This is a genomic window from Acinetobacter sp. ANC 4805 (assembly GCF_022549495.1).
Lineage (GTDB): Bacteria > Pseudomonadota > Gammaproteobacteria > Pseudomonadales > Moraxellaceae > Acinetobacter.
Genome location: NZ_JAKZGD010000003.1, coordinates 55,688 through 72,060, shown reverse-complemented (window position 1 = coordinate 72,060; position 16,373 = coordinate 55,688). Strand labels below are relative to the sequence as shown.

Annotated in this window: 16 protein-coding genes and 1 pseudogene; 4 read left to right on the top strand and 13 right to left on the bottom strand. The window is 39.7% G+C overall.

The window, feature by feature from the left end; genetic code table 11:
* Position 1 precedes the first annotated feature (1 nt).
* Complete coding sequence (gene chrA / locus MMP60_RS04895) at positions 2-1,351, top strand: chromate efflux transporter (RefSeq protein WP_241335233.1); 1,350 nt, start codon at positions 2-4, stop codon at positions 1,349-1,351.
* A gap of 47 nt (positions 1,352-1,398) precedes the next feature.
* Here the strand turns inward: chrA and dmeF are convergent, their stop codons facing one another.
* A complete protein-coding gene (gene dmeF / locus MMP60_RS04890) occupies positions 1,399-2,346 on the bottom strand; it encodes a CDF family Co(II)/Ni(II) efflux transporter DmeF (RefSeq protein WP_241335232.1) in 948 nt (315 codons plus the stop codon).
* 56 nt (positions 2,347-2,402) lie between these two features.
* Between dmeF and MMP60_RS04885 the strand changes: the two genes are divergently transcribed.
* On the top strand, positions 2,403-2,669 hold the full coding sequence (locus tag MMP60_RS04885; protein ID WP_241335231.1) for a metal/formaldehyde-sensitive transcriptional repressor: 267 nt from the start codon (positions 2,403-2,405) through the stop codon (positions 2,667-2,669).
* On the opposite strand, the gene MMP60_RS04880 is transcribed toward MMP60_RS04885, so the two are convergent.
* From MMP60_RS04880 to MMP60_RS04830, 11 genes and pseudogenes are all read right to left on the bottom strand, one after another.
* The gene (locus MMP60_RS04880; protein ID WP_241335230.1) at positions 2,664-3,281 is read right to left on the bottom strand and encodes an ATP-binding cassette domain-containing protein; all 618 of its coding nucleotides are present in this window, start codon (positions 3,279-3,281) and stop codon (positions 2,664-2,666) included. The genes MMP60_RS04885 and MMP60_RS04880 overlap by 6 nt on opposite strands.
* A 2-nt stretch (positions 3,282-3,283) precedes the next feature.
* Positions 3,284-3,970, bottom strand: a complete 687-nt coding sequence (gene modB / locus MMP60_RS04875) for a molybdate ABC transporter permease subunit (RefSeq protein WP_023274499.1) — start codon at positions 3,968-3,970, stop codon at positions 3,284-3,286.
* A gap of 7 nt (positions 3,971-3,977) precedes the next feature.
* Entirely contained in the window at positions 3,978-4,736 is a 759-nt protein-coding gene (gene modA, locus MMP60_RS04870; RefSeq protein ID WP_241335495.1) for a molybdate ABC transporter substrate-binding protein, read from the bottom strand.
* A 566-nt stretch (positions 4,737-5,302) separates the two neighbouring features.
* Positions 5,303-5,992 carry an SDR family NAD(P)-dependent oxidoreductase gene (locus MMP60_RS04865; RefSeq protein ID WP_241335229.1) on the bottom strand — a complete coding sequence of 230 codons (690 nt, stop codon included), beginning with the start codon at positions 5,990-5,992 and terminating at the stop codon, positions 5,303-5,305.
* Between the two features lies 1 nt (position 5,993).
* The gene (locus MMP60_RS04860) at positions 5,994-6,767 is read right to left on the bottom strand and encodes an SDR family NAD(P)-dependent oxidoreductase (RefSeq protein ID WP_241335228.1); all 774 of its coding nucleotides are present in this window, start codon (positions 6,765-6,767) and stop codon (positions 5,994-5,996) included.
* The gene (locus MMP60_RS04855; RefSeq protein WP_241335227.1) at positions 6,764-7,447 is read right to left on the bottom strand and encodes a glutathione S-transferase family protein; all 684 of its coding nucleotides are present in this window, start codon (positions 7,445-7,447) and stop codon (positions 6,764-6,766) included. Before MMP60_RS04855 ends, MMP60_RS04860 begins: the two co-directional genes overlap by 4 nt.
* 16 nt (positions 7,448-7,463) lie before the next feature.
* A complete protein-coding gene (locus tag MMP60_RS04850; RefSeq protein WP_241335226.1) occupies positions 7,464-7,922 on the bottom strand; it encodes a DUF6632 domain-containing protein in 459 nt (152 codons plus the stop codon).
* A gap of 63 nt (positions 7,923-7,985) precedes the next feature.
* Positions 7,986-8,425 (bottom strand): annotated as a pseudogene (locus MMP60_RS04845) (PaaI family thioesterase).
* 35 nt (positions 8,426-8,460) lie between these two features.
* Positions 8,461-9,372: an alpha/beta fold hydrolase gene (locus tag MMP60_RS04840; protein ID WP_241335225.1), complete on the bottom strand. Its 912-nt coding sequence runs from the start codon at positions 9,370-9,372 to the stop codon at positions 8,461-8,463.
* Entirely contained in the window at positions 9,369-10,304 is a 936-nt protein-coding gene (locus MMP60_RS04835) for a metal-dependent hydrolase (RefSeq protein WP_241335224.1), read from the bottom strand. Before MMP60_RS04835 ends, MMP60_RS04840 begins: the two co-directional genes overlap by 4 nt.
* A 16-nt stretch (positions 10,305-10,320) precedes the next feature.
* Positions 10,321-11,187 carry a metal-dependent hydrolase gene (locus MMP60_RS04830; protein ID WP_241335223.1) on the bottom strand — a complete coding sequence of 289 codons (867 nt, stop codon included), beginning with the start codon at positions 11,185-11,187 and terminating at the stop codon, positions 10,321-10,323.
* 635 nt (positions 11,188-11,822) lie between these two features.
* On the opposite strand from MMP60_RS04830, the gene MMP60_RS04825 reads away from it, so the two are divergent.
* Positions 11,823-12,995 carry an iron-containing alcohol dehydrogenase gene (locus MMP60_RS04825; protein ID WP_241335222.1) on the top strand — a complete coding sequence of 391 codons (1,173 nt, stop codon included), beginning with the start codon at positions 11,823-11,825 and terminating at the stop codon, positions 12,993-12,995.
* Between the two features lie 586 nt (positions 12,996-13,581).
* A complete protein-coding gene (locus MMP60_RS04820) occupies positions 13,582-14,886 on the top strand; it encodes an amidohydrolase family protein (RefSeq protein ID WP_241335221.1) in 1,305 nt (434 codons plus the stop codon).
* A gap of 270 nt (positions 14,887-15,156) precedes the next feature.
* Here MMP60_RS04820 and MMP60_RS04815 read toward each other — a convergent pair whose 3' ends face one another.
* On the bottom strand, positions 15,157-16,338 hold the full coding sequence (locus MMP60_RS04815; RefSeq protein ID WP_241335220.1) for a transcriptional regulator: 1,182 nt from the start codon (positions 16,336-16,338) through the stop codon (positions 15,157-15,159).
* Between the last annotated feature and the right edge of the window lie 35 nt (positions 16,339-16,373).

Below are 16,373 nucleotides of genomic sequence, written 5' to 3'. Positions count from 1 at the left end.
CATGCAACAACAGATCAACCCACCAGACCACCCCATAGTAAGCATCTCTTTTTGGCAAGCCTTTTTATTTTGGCTGAAATTAGGCTTTATTAGTTTTGGGGGGCCAGCAGGTCAAATTGCAGTGATGCACCAAGAACTGGTCGAACAGAAACGTTGGATTTCTGAAAAAAGATTCTTACATGCACTCAACTATTGCATGCTTTTACCTGGCCCTGAAGCACAACAACTCGCCATTTATATTGGTTGGTTGATGCATCGAACCGCAGGTGGCTTAGTTGCAGGCATTCTGTTTGTTCTGCCTTCTTTATTTATTCTGATTGCCCTATCATGGATTTATATTGAGTTTGGTGATGTGCCGATTATTGCTGGATTATTTTATGGCATCAAACCTGCGGTCACAGCGATTGTGTTTCATGCAACCTATCGTATTGGCAGTCGTTCACTCAAAAATAATTTCTTATATTTGATTGCCGCTGCTGCTTTTATCGCAATCTTCTTCTTCAATGTTCCCTTTCCATTGATTGTATTGAGTGCAGCGATACTGGGCTATTTGCTAAGTAAAAAGCAACCGCATTTATTTGCAACTCAAAGCGCCCATCAAAGCAAGCAAAAACATTATGGCGCAGCCCTCATTGACGATGATACGCCACCTCCTACACATGCTGTTTTCCGTTGGACTCAACTAACTAAAATCCTCGTTATTGCAGCATTATTATGGTGTATCCCAATCATCAGTTTAACCATGAGCTTAGGATGGGAACATGCTTATACCCAAATGGCATGGTTCTTTACCAAGGCTGCATTACTGACATTTGGTGGAGCTTATGCCGTATTACCTTATGTGTATCAAGGTGCGGTGAATCACTATGCATGGCTCAGTCCAACCCAAATGATTGATGGACTGGCATTGGGTGAAAGTACCCCAGGCCCACTGATTATGGTGGTTGCATTCGTTGGATTTGTAGGGGGCTTTAATCAGGCCTTGTTAGGTGCAGATCATCTATTCTTGGCGGGTGCATTTGGTGCTGTCATTGTTACATGGTTTACTTTTTTATTTTCCTTTGTGTTCATTCTCGCAGGTGCTCCGATTATTGAATCCACTCATAATGAACTTAAATTTACTGCACCACTTACGGCAATTACCGCTGCTGTCGTGGGTGTCATTCTCAATCTGGCACTTTTCTTTAGTTATCATGTGTTGTGGCCACAGGGTTTCGATCACGCTTTTAATTATGAAGCGGCAATCATCACAATTGCTGCAATGATTGCGCTGTTTAAATTCCAGATCAATGTGCTTTATGTGATTTTCGCTTCTGCACTTTGTGGTTTAGTTCTATACCTATTTGTATAAAAATTTGCACTAGAGTTGATGCATAAATCAACTCTAGTCATTCCAATCTATTGAATATGATGAATTTCTACTGACGCATGCACAATTTCCTCATGAATTGCCAATGCAGCTTTGACTTGATCAGGATTAAGATCAGACATCGCTGTTTCTAATCCAAGAATACAAGAAAATTTGCCTCGTCCAACCTTCCAAACATGTAAATCTGTAATCTCAACTTGTGGAAATTCAGCAATCACCTCTTTAATTTCTTGCACCACAGGATGCCCCATTTCAGCATCTATTAATGTTTTTCCTGTTTCTTGCATGAGTCCCCAAGACCATTTAGCAACCAATAATGCGCCAATAATTCCAAGCAAGGCATCTAAAAAATTCCAGCTAAAATATTTCGCAGCAAATAAGGCAATAATCGCGAGAACGGAAGTCACTGCATCCGCAACCACATGCAGAAATGCGGCTTTTTGATTTAAATCATGATGATGGTGATCATGTGGGTGATGATGATCGTCGTGATGATGCTCATGTGAATGATGATGGTGTTCATGCCCGCCCTCATGTAACAACCATGCACAAATCAGGTTGACGATCAGCCCAATAATTGCAATCGGAATAGCTTCATTGAAATGAATCGTGACAGGATGAAATAATCGTTCGATGGACTGAATCCCCATCAATAAAGCAACCACCATCAGCAAAATCGCACTGCTATAACCTGCGAGTATTTCTATTTTCCATGTCCCAAAACTAAAGCGTGGGTCATCGGCATAATGACGTGCCATTCGATAAGCAAAATAAGCTAGACCTAAAGCCAGCATATGCGAACTCATATGCCAACCATCAGCGAGCAATGCCATTGAGTTGAACAACCATCCCCCTAAGATTTCAAACACCATCATGATGGCGGTCAAGATTGTGGCGATGAGAATTCTTTTTTGTGCTAAAGGATTTCCTTGATCAAACTGATGAGAATGACGGCGTTCTAGGTTAGTATGCTGCATTTGTTTTAGCTTTCAAATATACTCCCCCCTAGTATATATTTTTTTGGAAAAAAAGTATGTCTCATCTACATCATGACAAGAAAATTTTAAATCGTGTGAAACGGATTCAAGGACAAATGACGGCGGTAGAAAAGTCCTTATTAAATCCTGAAAGTTCATGTATAGACGTGTTACAGCAAGTTGCTGCAGTCAAAGGCGCAGTCAATGGTTTAATAAATCAACTGATGGAATTGCACTTGAAAGAGCATGTATTAAAAGATGTTGATCATGTCAATGATGAGGAAGTCCAGAAATTTCTGGCCTTATTACAGCGCTATTTATAAATACCAAATCTCATGGGTAAGCTGCTCAATCTCAGATTTATCATGACTGACATATAACATTGGGATGCCTAATTCCTGTTTGACCCTTTGAAAAAAAGGAATGATCTCTGCTTTATGTGCTGCATCCAATGCAGAAAGTGGCTCATCTAATAACAACAATTGTGGTGAATACAGCAATGCTCGTCCCAATGCGACACGCTGTTTTTCCCCGCCAGATAGTTTGATGGGCATTCGCTCAATCAGATGTTCTAACTTGAGTAACTCAATAATATAGTCCACTTCAAACTGACGTTGCTGCGGTTGAATATGCTTAAATCCAAACAATAGATTCTGCTTGACGTTTTTATGCGGGAATAACTGCGCATCCTGAAAGACAAGACCAATACGACGTTGTTGTGTACTCAGATTAATTTTCTGTACCTGATCAAACCATGTTTGATTTTTGATTTTGATCCAACCTGCTTGCGGCGTAACTAAGCCTGCAATGCTATGTAAAATCGTGGTTTTGCCTGAACCAGAAGCCCCAAATAAACCAATCACGGACTGATCAGACTGAAAGCGTTGATCAAGATCAAATTGCCCTTGTTTGAGTTGGATATGACAATCGATCATCGTTAATGCCCACGCTTATTTTTTTGATAACGATTGAACCATTGCGCAAACCACAATGCAAAAAACGCCACAGACAAAGACAAGATAATCAATCGCCATACTGCTGCTTCAGTATCAGGTTGCTGCATCAGACTATACATTGCTAAAGGCAGTGTCCGTGTTTCACTGGCAATATTGCCGACAAAAGTAATGGTCGCACCAAACTCACCCAAACTTCGACAAAAACATAAAATGCTCCCCACCAAAATACCACTACTGGCAAGAGGTAATGTCACCTGCATGAATGCCCCGAAGGAAGATGCACCTAACGTTTTTGCAGCCATTTCTAAACGCTGGTCGACCAGTTCAATGGCGAGTCGAATTGATTGTACCAATAAGGGAAAGCCCATCACCGCAGAAGCCAACACAGCCCCTTTCCAATTAAAAGCAAACTCTAGACCCAAGGGTGCAAGGTATTGCCCCAGAAGTCCTCGATTACCAAACAATTGCAACAGCAAATAACCTGGTACGACGGGAGGTAAAACCAAAGGTAAAAACACTACAGTTTCAAACAGTGATTTTCCCCAAAACTCTTTTCGAGCCAAAACCCAAGCAATCAAAATAGCAGGAATCAAACTAAATATAAGACAGGTTGCTGCCACTTTACATGACAGCTTGAGTACATCGAGTTCTTCAGGAGTCAGCATCATGATTCAGTTACTTGAGTACGCTAAAACCATATTTTTTAAATACTGTCTTTGCCTGACTACTTTGTAAAAATTTATAGAATTTCATCGACTCAGCATTCTTCTTGACGAGACCCATCGGATAAATAATCGGTGGATGCGTATTCTCAGGGAATATACCTGCGACCACAACATCTTTACTGATCGCAGCATCGGTCGCATACACAATACCCACCTGACATTCACCACGCGCTACAAAATTCAAAGCAGCTCGCACATCTTCTGTTTCCACCAAACGTGGCTCAAGTTTATCCCACCATCCTAATGATGTAAGCGCTTGCTTTGCATATTTACCCACGGGCACACTTTTGGTATCGCCCGTACAGAGTTTACCTTGAATCACTTTATTCGGATCAACGTTTTTATCCATTTTTAATTTAATTGGACGATCTTTTGGAGTAATGAGTACTAGACGATTACCCAATAAATTCACACGATCACTTGCTGAAACAAGCTGCTTATTTTGTAAATAATCCATCCATTGCACATCTGCCGAAATAAAAACATCAGCTGGCGCACCTGCTTCAATCTGCTTAGCTAGCGTTGAAGAACCCGCATAAGAAGTCTTTACTTCAACTTTATTTTTTTGTTCATAAATCGCATCTAATTCATTCACCGCATTGGTTAAACTTGCTGCGGCGTATACGGTTACAGATTCATTTGCGAACACATTGCTGCTGGCAAATACACTACAACCGAAAACAGTACATAAAATACGGATTGCTTTCATATTTATCGACATACCACTTTTCCTTCATAAATCGATATATTTTTATAAACATATCGAAAGATAAAAATATGCTAAAAATAACAGAGATTAAGGTTTTGCTATTTTTAATGATGTTACGAGTCAAACAAAATTTCACTACATGACAAAATTCAATTTAACCCAATATGAGTTCTTCCCAGTTTGGTGCAGAAATTAAAAACAGCTCAATTTAGTGCAATCCAGATCATAAAACTTTTCCCCTTTTGCAAAGATCGCATTTTAAAGATTCTAATTTTATTGAGGTCAGAATGATAAAATACGCTTCATACTTAACGATATATTCTCAAAAACATAGCGATAAGTAAAAGATTTTACTCCAGAAATACAAAAAATCTCGTCAAATGTGTATTAGGAACGAATAAGACGAAAAAATGCTTTGTATCGATTGCTAGAGTCTGGGCATAGATATTTTTCAACAAGCATTAAGCAATGGCTATGCCAAAAAACATTTGGACGATTGATTTATCCTCAGATCAAGTCACCTTGACACTGATCACTTTTGATTTACCCCTTAAATGCAACATAGACTAAATATTCATACTAAGTTCCTGACTCCAAGTCGACTCAGGTTGTTGATAAATATGCCAACAAAGATTCTGAACTGATGTCATCAATGACTTATTTTGGCTATCCCAATCAGGCAGCATACAATACGCAATATGAATCCCTTTCGGATGAAACTCTCTCGCCAAAGATTGTGATAATGCTCGAATACCTGCAAACATGCTTTGACTCAGAAGATCAACATGTGCCGCCATCGTCGGTTGCCCTCCAAGAAAAATCAATGTGCCACCTTGCTGATGAAGCATCTGCTTGATCATGATTTGTGAAACACTGACAGCACTTAGTCCCGTATTTTGCCACTGCTGTTCAATCTGTTGAGTGAAGTCAGTTTCTTTTTGAGGATGTGGATGAAAGCTAGACTGAAATATACATAATTCAATCTGATGTGCTTGCTGTCGAATATGCTGCATCAAATCTTTTAAAGTCATCTGATTGGTTAAGTTCAAATAGACAAGCGTTAATTCAGAGTTTTGGCATTCAATCTTTACCGAATTTTGCTTGGCATCATGTAACACCTGATAGACATGCATTGCTTTATGCTTATGCTGTTCGATACAAACTTGGCTAAGTGAATGGATGTCATCGCCTATTAGGACAATACAAGCTTGCTGTTTTGACTGCCGTTGAAACAATCGTGTGAATATTTTTTTCATCTTAGAATCGCTCCTGATACGGACGTAGATCCAATTCATGTGTCCATAAATCACTACTTTGTTGATACAGCATCCAATAATTTTCAGCGATTGCTTCGATATTTAAACCACCTGTTCCGCGCGTCAACCGAGCCAAACGCCCTAAGCCGAATAAAGCCTTATTGACACGATCACCATCGACCATGCCATCAACCACCACATGTGCCACATGAATATTTTGCGATTTATAGCATTGTGCAAGATTTAAAGCATATGATCTTAATGCTGACTTCCCCATGGTAAAAGCTGCGAAAAATGGTTTTCCTCGTATTGAGGCACTTGCTCCAGTAAAGATCAAAGTGCCCTTTTGTTGCTGTTCAAAGATCTTTAGGCTACTTTGCGATACCCAATAGGCAGATAAAAAAGTAGAACGCCACATTTGCGTAAAAAACTGAAGCGACGTTTTTAGGAAAATTGAAGGAACATTACCACCGACATTATGAATCACTGCTGCAATCTGTTCATCTGAATGATTGATCGAGTCAAACAAAATCTGAATTTGCACAGGGTCTTCGGCATCTAACGATTTTGCGATTGCCATTCCACCATGTAATCGAATTTCAGCGGCGACATCTTCAACTTTTTGTAAAGTACGCCCGACCACATAGACTTTTAGACCTGCTTGTGCGAAACGTCGTGCGACTGCCGCACCAATGCCTTGCTGAGCACCTACACCAATCACCACCGCACATGGTATCGGATTGGTTAGTTTTATGCTGTTACTTGGCATACTCATAATTGGACAATCCATTGTGCAATATGCGGATAGCTGTTAATTTTTGCGCCCCATACTTTATTAGTACGTACGATTTCCAGAAGCTGTGAACCAACTGAGATGTCAGCTAACGTTTTTACCTCGCCAACAAGCCAACCCGTTTTGCTCAAGACCAACTCAAGTCGTTCCAAATGTCGAATAAATTCAGCCTCAATATCCACTTTTGCCATACGTCCTGTACCTTGCATTGTTAACTGCAAACTCAAGGCTGATTTCAATAAAGGTTTCAGTAAAATAACTTCATGCTTAGGACGACCTTCAGCACTAATTGCCACAGCATGATTGAATGCTTCAGCATCACTCACGCGGAAATGAATTTCATAGAAATATAGCAGCTCATCTGCCCAATCTTCCCAAAGTTCAACATAGGCTTTGTGCAAAGGATCTGCTGGATATAAACGAGGTAATTCAGGATAAGTCTCATCCAAATAACGAGCGATACGCGTACTGTCTTGAATCCGTTGACCATTAATATCCAGTACAGGTACTTTACCGACTTTGCTCAACATCGGCACTTTCGCACCTAAAACCCCATTGTAATTGACGGTTTCATAGGCAATGCCTTTGAACTTCAACATTCGAGCAACTTTTTGGCAGAACGGTGAGATTTCCCACTGATGTAAAACAACTGAATTTTTCATTCTTTTTTCCTGTCAATTATTGTGTTTCTTGCAAAATACTTCGGCGAGTCGGAAGCCAAAATACGATAAATAACACTAATATGCTCCAACCTAAAAGCAAATCGCCCAATAGATGTATTTTTTCATTCGGCATGACCAATGCCATTGCTGTCATTAATCCAAAATGACCAATATTTGCGATTGCGGTAAAATCCAAGAATGCGATATTTTTCTCAGGAAACTTGGCAATCTTGAGCAGAAACCATCCCCAAACAACATAAATAATCGAGATCATGGCTTCATAGTGTTCAGCATGTGGTTCTACACCGCCCCATCGAATTAAACGTAAAATCAGTCTTCCGACCTCATTTTTTAATAAATGATCAGTCCAACCAAATAGTATGGCGAATAAAGCAATACCAAAAAAAGAAATAAAACCCAATCCCATTAAAGTCATTACTTTATTGAAATGACGAGCGTAAAAATTGGTTTGCATCTTTCATCTCCAACAATTTATTTTAGTTTCGATTCAGAACCTACATACTGCCTAATACATTGATTAAGTACGGATCACCATATTGGTTGCTGTGGCATGGGCATATAATTTTCCTTCCTCATCACGCAAATAACCTTCAGAAATCACCAAATTGCGTCCAACATTAATCACTTTTCCTTCAGCGATGAGTTTTTTATTAAATGGCATTGGACGGCACATTTTGATGGCTAAATCGTCGTACCATAACCCTCACCTGCTGCTAGCACAGTATGCGTTGCACAACCCGTCACCGAATCTAATACTGTTGCAGCAAAACCACCATGTACGCCCCCTAAAGGATTGGTATGTCGTTCATCTGCAATCGCAATAAATACAATCCGCCCATATTCAACTTCAGCAACACCCTCCATACCCATTGTTTTAGCAATTCCTGGTGGCGGCACTAAACCTTGTTGAAATGCCTGCATGATTTCTAAACCCGTCATTTGATTTGGAGTTTTCATCTGTTTGATCTCATTTTCTATGTGAAATAAAGTGTTTAAACAATTTGCTTTGGTCTATTTTCTGACATGGATTGCACAAATTTCTGAATCTTTTCTGCAATCGGCTGTGGCTGACTTAGAATTCCCCAATGCCCTGCGCTCACTTCGGTATAGCGAATATCCTGAACCCATTCCTGCATGCCTTGACTCAATGACAAGGGTACAAACGGATCTTGATTCATCAATAACATCTGCACAGGAATGGTGGTGCGACGGCGTGAAGGATTCAAAAGTGGTTTTACTAAATTCTGACGATATAGCCCCAGACCGCTTTTTGCATTTCTCAGTTGTGTCGGGCTTACTTCGACCGTGGTATTTTCTAAATAACCCACAAGCGTTGACCACAGCTTATCTAAGCCTAAATGCCACGTCAGTTCAGGCAGTATCGGCATCTGAAACATCGCCATATAACCAGATGCGGTTATACGCTTGGCGACATTAAAGTAGCCTTGAAAATTTCGTTGAGCCAATTGACGCTGAAACCACCACCCTACATGATCTGCACTCGGTGCTAATGCGGTATAAGAGGCAATTTGAGACTTTAAACGATCCCCTAATACGGCTTCCCAAGCTTGCAAAGCACCCCAATCATGGCCAACTAAATGAATGGCTTGGTTAGGACTCATTGCTTGAATGACTCGAGATAAGTCTTGTACTAAATAATCAAATGCATAGCCTTGCGTGGTTTCAGGAATATCAGATAATCCTGTGCCTCTTACATCATAAGCAACCACATTGAAATCAACTGCTAAGCGTTCAGCAACTAACTGCCAGACATCGGCAGCGTCAGGATAACCATGTACCAATACGATTGTTTCTCGGTCCGTATCTAAACGCCCCCAATGATAAGCTGCTAAACAGATATTGCCTGAATGCACATAATGCTTGGTTTTTTCAAAATGATTCATGACTGCACCTGTGTCAAAGTCTCTGCTTTTTGCTGATGAGCAAGTACACCCGCAGATTGAGCCAAATAGCTTTGTGCAAGCTCCGTTGAAGCTTCGTAATATGGATGATAATTGGGTTTAAAGAACCGCAAACTGGTGGTAAAAAACCACACAGGGCCAGGCATATAACCATTTAAATCCGAACGATGCCAAGCCTTCCAAAATGCAGGTCGCCATAAGCTTTTTTGCTGCTTCGGAATCAATGGATCATCTTGCGCAAGCTGCACCGTACCCGCTGCCATCAGGTAAGTAAAAATAGGTGCTGTCACCGCCATTACCGCAATACGCAATAAATAACTCCCCGAAATATGCTGATAAACATCATAAGCAACCGTGCGATGTTCAACTTCTTCAGCACTGTGCCAAGTGAATAAATCACTGACCACAGGATCACCCCCGCGAGCTTCCCAATCAGAGCGTGTCAAAACATATTGACCAATTGCTGAGGTAAAATGTTCCGCAGCAGCCACAAGTCCAACACGTGCATTCAACCAAGGTCTTTGCCATGATTTCGGTAACTTAAACCCTAAAGGTTTGTCCGCTAATACATGATCAAACAGATTGACGACACGTTTATATTGCTGTTCTACATCAACACCATAGCGCACTAGATATGCGTCAATTGAGCCTTTATGTGCTTGAGAATGAATAGCTTCTTGTCGGATAAATATCTTGGTATCTGCTCTTAATTTTTCATCTTCAATCAATGGCAAGGCTTTATTGAACATGCGACAGAAAAAATACTCGCCACGAACCAAGGTAAAACTAAAATGATTAACACCATGACTGGCCAATGGATCTTGTGGAATCCAATGTAAGGGCGAATCATTCCATTCAAATTTCACTTGTCGAGGAATCATCGCCCAACTTGCTTTTGATGCTTGTGATTGCATGGGTTATTCCTCAAAGTTAAGCAGGTAAATGATTTTCGACTTGGGATAATCCAATTTTTACTTTGGTTTTTGCGACAATTTCAGACTCATCACTGTCATTCGGATGAAAATTAAAGCGGTAATAATCTAAAAATTTAGGGATGAAAACTTTATATTTTTCTCTGCCATGTTGTGCAAATTTACGCCATGATTTTAGATTTAATAGTTGTTGATCACGCTTCAAAAGTACCACTTGATATGCCGTCGACATGACGGTAATCATGGCTAAACTAAAGGTAAAAACAGCAACTCGCGGAATATAAGCAGCCAATCCTTTGCCATATAAATATTCATACATATCATAAGCAACCGCTTTATGCTCTGTTTCCTCAACGCTGTGCCATAACCATAGATTACGAATGGTTTCATCGGTCATGAGTTCATTCACATCTTTCATCATTTCCACCACAAGAACGGCGGTGTAATGCTCCAAACCTACGGTAACCAATAAGTTCCATTTTTTGGGAAAGGTTCGTTCAATCGCTTTCAGAATAATCCCTGTGGTTTTTTCTAATGATTCAGGATCTAAACCATACTGCTGCGCACTTCGATGAAATGCATGATGCTCTTTGGAATGCATGGCTTCCTGACCAATAAATGCACCAATATCACGATCTAATTGCTGGTTATCTTTAACCTGACCTCGCAAGGCACGAACTGATCGTACAAAGTAAGACTCACCTTCTGGAAATAACGTAGACAACCCCGTGAAATAATGGGTAAACGTAGGTTCATTATTACACCAATACTTAGGCATATCCTGAAACTCATAATCCATACGACGTACTGGGAATGATGCAGGTGTTTTTTGCTTTGATTTTTCTTTCAACACTGACATAGACATGACTCACCTCAAGAATTTTATCTCAAAATATTAAGTTCCAAAAAGGAACTTATAAAGACAAAATAACGGTGCTCAAATAGCTTGTCAACAAAGTAGATAGGTCGACCAGTAAAGTTGTCCTCAAATGACAGCCTTCTTCCCATAAAGATAAATTGATCACGATAGTGATGAAATAGCAGCGACTAGATACAACAATCCACCGTCCAATTTTCAGGACAGCACCTATTTTAATTAATCACTAGATATGCTTGATGATTCGCCATGTATTTATGAAAAATGAAGGTAAATAGTTTGAAAAACTGCTTAGCATAGACAATGTATGGCGAGCCTACACACGCAATGCTGAACGATGATTATTATGGTCAAATAACTAAAATTGAAGCCTCCTATTCATTTCTCGTAAACCACTTCATATAATTTCTATATCGTAATCACTCCAATTAAAACAAAAATTATTGATATAATTCAAAATTTTAAATAAAAAAATCCACCAGCTGATTTACTTATTTGCATCAAAGAATGCTTTGGTAGGTTTTTGGTAGGTAGGAAAAATTTCTAACACTTCCATACTAGGCACATGGTGATAAAGCTCACCTATATAACAAACAATGGAATATGGAAGAAGGAATCGCTCCATGGCTTTTAAAAATATTGCAGATCAAACTAACGGTTTTTACATCCCTTGTGTATCTCTCTTTGGACCAGGCTGTGCAAAAGAAATCGGTGCGAAAGCACAGAATCTTGGTGCAAAAAAAGCACTGATCGTAACTGATCAAGGCTTATTTAAATTTGGTGTCGCAGACACAATCGCACAATTTTTAAAAGATGCAGGCGTTGACAGCCACATTTTCCCAGGCGCAGAACCAAATCCAACTGACATCAATGTACATAATGGTGTAGAAGCCTATAACGACAATAGCTGTGATTTTATTGTCTCTTTAGGTGGTGGTTCATCACACGATTGTGCAAAAGGAATTGGGCTTGTTACAGCGGGTGGTGGTCATATCCGTGACTACGAAGGTATTGATAAAAGTACAGTCCCGATGACACCGCTAATTGCGATTAATACCACTGCGGGTACTGCATCAGAAATGACTCGTTTCTGTATCATTACCAATACAGATACGCATGTGAAAATGGCGATTGTAGACTGGCGTTGTACTCCGCTCATCGCAATTGATGACCCTAAACTGATGGTGGCTAAACCTGCTGGTTTAACCGCAGCAACGGGAATGGATGCACTTACGCATGCTGTTGAAGCGTATGTTTCTACTGCGGCAAACCCGATTACCGATGCCTGTGCAGAAAAAGCGATTACCATGATTAGTCAATGGTTACGCCCTGCTGTCGCAAATGGTGAAAATATTGAAGCACGCGATGCGATGAGCTATGCACAATACCTTGCAGGTATGGCATTCAATAACGCATCTCTAGGCTATGTACATGCAATGGCTCACCAATTAGGCGGATTCTACAATCTACCGCATGGCGTATGTAATGCTGTACTCCTGCCTCATGTTTGTGAATTCAATTTAATTGCTTGCCAAGACCGCTATGCAAAAATTGCGGTGCTTATGGGTGTCAACACAGATGGGCTCACCGAGACCGAAGCAGCATATGCAGCAATTAATGCGATTCGTGAACTTTCATCATCTATCAGCATTCCATCTGGTTTAACTGAACTTGGTGTGAAAACTGAAGACCTTGCAATTATGGCAGAGAATGCTCAAAAAGATGCATGTATGCTGACCAACCCTCGTAAAGCAACACACGCTCAAGTTGTTGAAATTTTTAAAGCAGCATTGTAATTATTAAAGCTTTCCCCGAAAAGTAAGCTGGATCTCTCCGACCGTCGGCTTACTTGATTTTGGGAATATCCCTGAAAAGGTATTCCCTTTTTTTTAACCAGCCCACCAATATTTTAACCATTAGATATTCACATCGCTTTTATTCACAAAATTTAGTTGACTTATAGACTCAATCTCATCGCTCTCAAACGTTTAATCCAATACGCAACAATGCTGCATACATAAACCAAAATTCACTGCTTTTAGTTTCTCTCGCTAGACTGAATATGAGAATGTCTAGTTTTGAAATAGGTCTTGATGCTATTGAAAAATACACATTCAGAAAAATACTTGTGCTCTAAACGCAGACGCTCAAATGTACATACTGATTGCCATCTAATAACGCTTAGCCATACTTTTAGAGCCTCATAATAAATGCTTTGACTCCGACAACATCAATTATCTGTACACTATTTATTCACAACAAGCAGTATGCTAAGGTGATATCACTAATTATTAAAAACAGTAGAATCAAATGAATAGAATAGTAATTTTTGATAAATTCAATGACCTAAAAAAAATCGCTGCACTCATGTTTCTTGCCCTTATGAGTAGCAGTACTACTTTTGCACAAGACGCAAAAACGGTGGTGTTATTAAATAACGTTAATATATTTAATGGTAAAGATAATAAAATTATAAAGGGCAATGTACTCATCGAAGGTAATTTAATCAAAAAAATTAGCGCTGATGCCATCATGACAAATCGCAGTGGACTGACCAAAATCATAGATGCCAAAGGTAAATACTTAATCCCTGGCTTAATTGATAACCATGCACACCTGATGTTCGACAGTATTCCTCAACAACAAGCATTACTCTCTGATTTTGCATTTATCAATTTATTTGCAGCAAAATCAGCCGAGAAACAATTATTAAGAGGTTTCACGACTGTTCGTGATTTGGGCGGCGGTGCGCTTTCTTTGGCAAAAGCGATAGATAACAATTTAGTCAATGGGCCAAGAGTCTTCGCAAGTGGTGCTTTTATTTCCCAAACGGGTGGTCATGGTGATTTTGGTTTCCCAACTGATGTTCCTCGCAAAATTGGAGAACTGTCTTATCAAGAACGGAATGGTATGGCAGCGATTGCAGATGGTGCAGATCAAGTCTTAATTCGTTCTAGAGAGCAACTACGACAAGGTGCAACCCAGCTCAAACTCATGGCAGGTGGAGGCGTTGCTTCCAACTATGACCCACTCGATGTATCTCAATATACTGAAGCAGAGTTTAAAGCCGCTGTCGATGCAGCAGCTAATTGGGGAACTTATGTAACAGTGCATGCTTACACTCCCCATGCAGTGAAAACGGCAATTGATGCGGGGGTAAAATCTATCGAACATGGTCAATTACTCGATGATAAGACAGCAAAATTAATGGCAGAAAAAGGCATTTGGTGGAGCCTACAACCTTTTCTAGATGATGAAGAAGCAATCCCTTTTCCTGAAGGCTCTGCCAATCGAAAAAAACAGCTAGAAATGACCCAAGGGACAGATAATGCGTATAATTTAGCAAAAAAATATCATGTGAAATTGGCTTGGGGTACAGATTGCTTGTTTGACCCATCTTTAGCAGCAAAACAAGGCAAACAACTGGCTAAAATGACAAGATGGTTCTCACCATACCAAGTGTTAAAAATGGCAACCTACGATAATGCTCAACTGCTCTATTTAAGTGGCAAAAGAAGTCCTTATCAGGATGGAAAACTTGGTGAAATATCTGAAGGTGCGTATGCAGATCTCATCTTGGTAGAGGGTAATCCATTGGATAATATCAATTTAGTGGCTGATCCAGAAACCAATTTCAAGATCATTATGAAAGATGGAAAAATCTATAAAAACACATTAGAAAACTAAGTGTAGTTCATATTCACTGTAAAAATAGCGAGACCGTGCCAATCATTCTCGCTATTTTTTTCTTAATATTCAGCATAGAAATGAAAAGATAGCGTCTGCTTTATATCGTTATTTCAAATAAAAAATTAAGCATAAAAAGCACTGACATTTTGCCAGTTATTACATGATCAACATAAAAATGAGTCCATGATATTTTCATGCTGCATAACAGGTTACAAGCTTTCCCCATGATATCAATCATGAAAATATATGGAATTAAAAAATCTATCTCTATGATATATCTCTAAATTTATTTAAAGACTGATGTGCAGGATGGTCTAAGGGTAACAATTCAATTAAGCGTTCAACGGCATCAATTGCTTCAGGAAAATGAGCAACATGTTTCAGTAATACATCAATTTCTTTGGTTTTAAAAATCATATCGCTGAGACGTGATTCAAGACAATCTCGCCATGCGCACAGGAAAGGACTTTCTGTTTTTGATAGGAAAATACCCTTATACAATTGTAGTGCTGATGCAATGTAACCTGAATCGAGTGCCTGCTCGACATATAAGAAATCAGCTTCTACATTTGCCAGTAAACGATAAGGTCGTGAACCCAACATTCCGCCTAAAATATCACGTAATTGCGACATTTCAGCTTTCAAAGTTCCAACACTGACCTTACGTTCGCCATATACAGCTTGATGCAAGTTTTCCAGATTCAAACCATTTGGACAAAGTGCCAAGATTGCCAATATTTCGATCTGGCGTGGTGTTAGAACTAAAGATTTATTATTAAACATGACCTGCGGTGAAGCAAAAGCACGGATATATAAACGTTGACGCTGCTGCTCAGTGAGTGCGGTTTGAATAATTGATGCACAACGTTCAGCAGCTAAGACTCCCAAAGTATTGTGATTTTTCCAAGTCGTAGATAAATCAACCACACCTAATACTTGTTTGGAATATGGGTCAATCACTGGTGCAGCATAACAAACCCAGTCATGTACAGACTCCATATAATGTTCATTTGAAAACACACAACTAGATTGTTGCGTTTTTAAAGACAGTGCTAAAGCATTCGTACCCACTTCTTCTTCTGCCCACTGACCACCTGCAATAAAATGCACTTTTTCAGCGGCGCTTTGCATCTGCTTACTTGAAGCAGTCCAAATAATTGTACTCCCCACATCGCCAACCGCAATCACCATAGATGATTGTGCCGCAATATGACTGAGATCATTTGAACAGGTCTCTAATGCCAAATCTAAATTTGTTTTAACTTTCTGATGACGTGCCAATAAAGGAGCTGCCAAGCGCTCCTTTGGAATTTCTGAAGATGCTGAACGTTGCCATGAACTGGCAATACTTTGTCCTAACATATCAGCACTTTGTGGTGACAAACTATTTTGCCGTTTTAATTGATCAATTGATGTCCGTTGTTGTAACAGGTCTCGTTTTGTAAACATTTGTGTATCCCTTACTAATGACCACGGTTTCCAAC

Excerpts from the sequence above, each read along its gene's own strand:
- chrA (WP_241335233.1), top strand. The coding sequence starts at position 2 with ATGCAACAACAGATCAACCCACCAGACCACCCCATAGTAAGCATCTCT.
- dmeF (WP_241335232.1), bottom strand. The coding sequence starts at position 2,346 with ATGCAGCATACTAACCTAGAACGCCGTCATTCTCATCAGTTTGATCAA.
- MMP60_RS04885 (WP_241335231.1), top strand. The coding sequence starts at position 2,403 with ATGTCTCATCTACATCATGACAAGAAAATTTTAAATCGTGTGAAACGG.
- MMP60_RS04880 (WP_241335230.1), bottom strand. The coding sequence starts at position 3,281 with ATGATCGATTGTCATATCCAACTCAAACAAGGGCAATTTGATCTTGAT.
- modB (WP_023274499.1), bottom strand. The coding sequence starts at position 3,970 with ATGATGCTGACTCCTGAAGAACTCGATGTACTCAAGCTGTCATGTAAA.
- modA (WP_241335495.1), bottom strand. The coding sequence starts at position 4,736 with ATGAAAGCAATCCGTATTTTATGTACTGTTTTCGGTTGTAGTGTATTT.
- MMP60_RS04865 (WP_241335229.1), bottom strand. The coding sequence starts at position 5,992 with ATGAAAAAAATATTCACACGATTGTTTCAACGGCAGTCAAAACAGCAA.
- MMP60_RS04860 (WP_241335228.1), bottom strand. The coding sequence starts at position 6,767 with ATGAGTATGCCAAGTAACAGCATAAAACTAACCAATCCGATACCATGT.
- MMP60_RS04855 (WP_241335227.1), bottom strand. The coding sequence starts at position 7,447 with ATGAAAAATTCAGTTGTTTTACATCAGTGGGAAATCTCACCGTTCTGC.
- MMP60_RS04850 (WP_241335226.1), bottom strand. The coding sequence starts at position 7,922 with ATGCAAACCAATTTTTACGCTCGTCATTTCAATAAAGTAATGACTTTA.
- MMP60_RS04840 (WP_241335225.1), bottom strand. The coding sequence starts at position 9,372 with ATGAATCATTTTGAAAAAACCAAGCATTATGTGCATTCAGGCAATATC.
- MMP60_RS04835 (WP_241335224.1), bottom strand. The coding sequence starts at position 10,304 with ATGCAATCACAAGCATCAAAAGCAAGTTGGGCGATGATTCCTCGACAA.
- MMP60_RS04830 (WP_241335223.1), bottom strand. The coding sequence starts at position 11,187 with ATGTCTATGTCAGTGTTGAAAGAAAAATCAAAGCAAAAAACACCTGCA.
- MMP60_RS04825 (WP_241335222.1), top strand. The coding sequence starts at position 11,823 with ATGGCTTTTAAAAATATTGCAGATCAAACTAACGGTTTTTACATCCCT.
- MMP60_RS04820 (WP_241335221.1), top strand. The coding sequence starts at position 13,582 with ATGAGTAGCAGTACTACTTTTGCACAAGACGCAAAAACGGTGGTGTTA.
- MMP60_RS04815 (WP_241335220.1), bottom strand. The coding sequence starts at position 16,338 with ATGTTTACAAAACGAGACCTGTTACAACAACGGACATCAATTGATCAA.